2 protein-coding genes are annotated in these 3514 nt (G+C 66.9%); both read left to right on the forward strand.

Translation table 11 applies throughout. The annotated features are described in order from the left end of the window. Positions 1-138: 138 nt before the first annotated feature. Positions 139-3108 carry a Tn3 family transposase gene (locus AX702_RS10830; RefSeq protein WP_066779322.1) on the forward strand — a complete coding sequence of 990 codons (2970 nt, stop codon included), beginning with the start codon at positions 139-141 and terminating at the stop codon, positions 3106-3108. A gap of 108 nt (positions 3109-3216) precedes the next feature. Further along, positions 3217-3514, forward strand: a 298-nt coding sequence (locus AX702_RS10835; protein WP_231731820.1) for a Mu transposase C-terminal domain-containing protein, incomplete at its 3' end; no start/stop codon positions are given.

The following is a 3514-nucleotide window of genomic DNA, read 5'->3' on the forward strand; positions in this document are numbered from 1 at the left end:
GGTCGTCACATATACGTCCGTTCGCGTGACACAGCAGGATCGCTCCGTCATTGATCTTCATTGTGTCACACAACCCGTCTTCTAGTCTATGCTCCATGAACAGGTCCGCTTTCCTGTTACGTGACGAACAGGACACCGATGCCGACCAAGACCATCCTGTCGCCAGCACAGCGTGCGGCGATCTTCGATCCGCCTCCGGATCGTGCGACGATCGAAAGGCTCTACACGCTTGGTCCCGACGATCTGGCGCAGGTGGCGCGGCGCCGGCGCGGCGCCAACCGGATCGGCTATGCGGTGCAGCTCTGCTACCTACGCCATCCCGGGCGCGGTCTACTGATGGGCGAGAATGTGCCCGATACCATGCTGGAGCTGCTCGCCGACCAGATCGGTTGCGCCGCAGACGACTTCACCGCCTATGCCATGCGCCTCACTACGCTGCGCGAACACCGTGCCGAGATCGAAGCCCTGCTCGGTCTTCGTGCCTTCGCGCGGGTGGACGTGCGAGCGATGCTCGCGCTGGGATCGGAGATCGCCGCCTCGACCGATAGGGGCGAAGTGATCGTCACCGGGATGGTTGATCGCCTGCGGACGGATCGGATCGTGCTGCCGGCGGCATCGACGCTGGAACGGCTCGCGCTCATTGTGCGGGCAAGGGCGCGCAAAGAGGCTCATGCCAACCTGATCCGCGACTGTTCGGCCGAGCAGGAAGCCGCACTCGAACATCTGATCGCCTCCGACGACCACGGCCGCACCCGGCTCGGGTGGATACGCGAATGGCCGGAAGCACCATCAGCCGCCAACCTGAAGGGGATCATCGAACGGCTCGACGCGGTGCGCGACATCGGGATCGTGGCCGATCGGGCACGGCGCATCCATGCCGCCCGCTATGCCGTCATCGCGCGAACCGCCGGCATCGCCACCGCACAGCACCTGCGGCGTCTCGAACGCCCGCGCCGCCTCGCCATGCTCGTCGCTTACATGATCGAGATGGAGGCGGCGCTGACCGACGCCGCGCTGGTCATGGTAGAGAAGATGGTGGGCGCGCTGTTCCGCCGTGCCGACCGCACCCGCTCCGATCGACTGCTCGGCCAGGCACGGATGCTGAAGGACACGGCGCGTTTCCATGCCCGGCTCGGTCGCCTACTGGTCGATGCCCGTGTGAGTGGGCGCGATGCGTTCGGCGCGATCGACGCGAAGCTGGGCTGGAACCAGCTCGAACGCAGCATCCGCTTAGCCGAGGATCTGACGCGCTCGGCCGACGACGGGCTGGAGGAAGTGGTCGAACGCTATCCCGCCGTGCGGCGGTTCGCCCCGACGTTTCTCGCCGCCTTCACCTTCCGCACCGCGCGATCGGGCGATCCGCTGCTCGGTGCGATCGAGGTACTGCGCACGATGTACCGCGACGGTCGATCGGTCCTGCCGAAGCGGGTGCCGACCAGCTTCATCAAGCCGCGCTGGCGCAAGGTGGTGCAGCCGGCGGAAGGAACGATCGACCGGCGCGCCTACGAGATCGCGGTGATCGTCCACCTGCGCGAACGCCTCGGGTCGGGCAGCATCTGGGTGGACGGCAGCCGCGCCTATCGCACGCTCGACGACTATCAGCTGCCCGTGCCCGCCTTCGAGGCGATGCGCACGAGCGGCGATCTACGCCTGGCTGTGCCGACCGACTTTCCCGAATGGCACAAGGAACGCCGCACCCTGCTGACCCGGCGCATGACGGAGGTGGAACGCGCAGCCGCAGCGGGCGAGCTGGTCGACGTGACGATCGACCGCGGGCAGTTGCTCATATCGCCGATCCGGCGATCTCCGTCCGACGATGCCGAGGCGCAGAAGGCCCGGCTCTACGCGATGCTGCCGCGCGTCCGCATCACCGACCTGTTGGTCGAGGTCGCCGCATGGTCGGGTTTCGCAGACCGTTTCGTCCATGCGCGCAGCGGCGCACCCGCCTCCGACCAGTCCGCGCTGATGGGCGCAATCCTCGCCGATGCGACCAATCTCGGCCTCGGCCGCATGGCGGAAAGCTCGCGCGGGCTGACGTTGCCTCGCCTGCGCTGGACGGCCGAATGGCATGTGCGCGACGAAACCTATCTGTCGGCGCTGGCGGCGATCGTCGATTGCCATACTGCGCATCCGCTCGCCCAAGTCTGGGGGCCGGGCGACACCTCGTCATCGGACGGCCAGTTCTTCCGTGCCGGCGGTCAGGGCGAAGCGCGCGCCGATCGCAACGCCCGCTATGGCACCGAACCAGGCGTCCTGTTCTACACCCATGTCACAGACCGCTTCACGCCGTTCCATACCAAGGTTATCGCCGCCAATGCTGGCGAGGCGGCGCACGTCCTCGATGGCCTGCTCGACCATGAGAGCGAGCTGGTGATCCGCGAACATGCGACCGACACCGCCGGCGCGGTCGATCACGTCTTTGGGCTATGCCATCTGCTCGGCTTCCGCTTCGCGCCGCGCATCCGCGACCTCAACGAGCGCCGACTGTATGGCTTGTCGCCGCTCGACCCGTGGTCGACGCTGCGCCCGCTCGTCGCCGGCCCGGTCAATGTGCGGGCGATCGAAGAGAACTGGGACGAAACCCTGCGCCTTGCCGCCTCGATCCGCGCCGGCACCGTCAGCGCCTCGGTCATGCTGCGCAAGCTGGCGGGTTTCCCGCGTCAGAACCCCGTCGCCCGCGCCCTGCGCGAAATCGGACGGGTGGAGCGCACCCTGTTCATGCTCGACTGGTTCGACGATCCCGACCAGCGGCGCCGCACCGGCAGCATCCTCAACAAGGGGGAAGCCCGCAACGCGCTCGCCCGCGCGATCTTCTTCAATCGCCTCGGCGAACTGCGCGACCGCACCTTCGAGAACCAGCGCCATCGCGCCTCCGGCCTCACGCTCGTCACTGCGGCCGTTACTCTGTGGAATACCGTCTATCTCGACCGGGCTGTCCGGCACCTGCGCGGCAACGGTGTCGACGTGCCTGACGAACTGCTCGCCCATGTCGCTCCGCTGGGATGGGAGCATGTCGGCCTAACCGGCGACTATCTATGGGGTGAGATTGACAAACCCCGCGAGCGGTTCAGGCCGCTCCGCCTCCATCAGCAAAGCCGAGGCGCTTAGCGTACGTTTTCGACCTTCCTCTCACTGGTCCCCTATAATGCGCGTCCCCACCGTTCGATCGGGGCGGCACCGATAGCCGCATGGCGGGGCGATGGCTGGTTGCCCCGGATGCCGGAGACGCTTGCCGAACTGGACATGCTGCTGGTCATGGTCGCCAAGCCCCGCACCGTTCACCGCGACGGCATCCGCTTCGAGGGATTGCGCTACTTCGATCCGACGCTGGCAGCCTACGTCGGCGAGCCGGTGACGATCCGCTACGACCCCCGCGACATGGGCGAAGTCCGCGTGTTCCATCGCAACGTGTTCCTGTGCCGGGCGATCGATGCGGATCATGCCGCGAACAGTGTCACCCTAAAGGACATCCAGGCGGCGCGGATCGCGCATCGGCGTCGCCTGCGGCAGGAGA

Origin of the sequence: Sphingomonas sp. CCH5-D11, from assembly GCF_001557395.1 — a bacterium.
Classification (GTDB): domain Bacteria; phylum Pseudomonadota; class Alphaproteobacteria; order Sphingomonadales; family Sphingomonadaceae; genus Sphingomonas.

What these genes read in the sequence shown, in the direction of transcription:
- AX702_RS10830 (WP_066779322.1), top strand. Translation starts at nt 139, where the DNA reads ATGCCGACCAAGACCATCCTGTCGCCAGCACAGCGTGCGGCGATCTTC.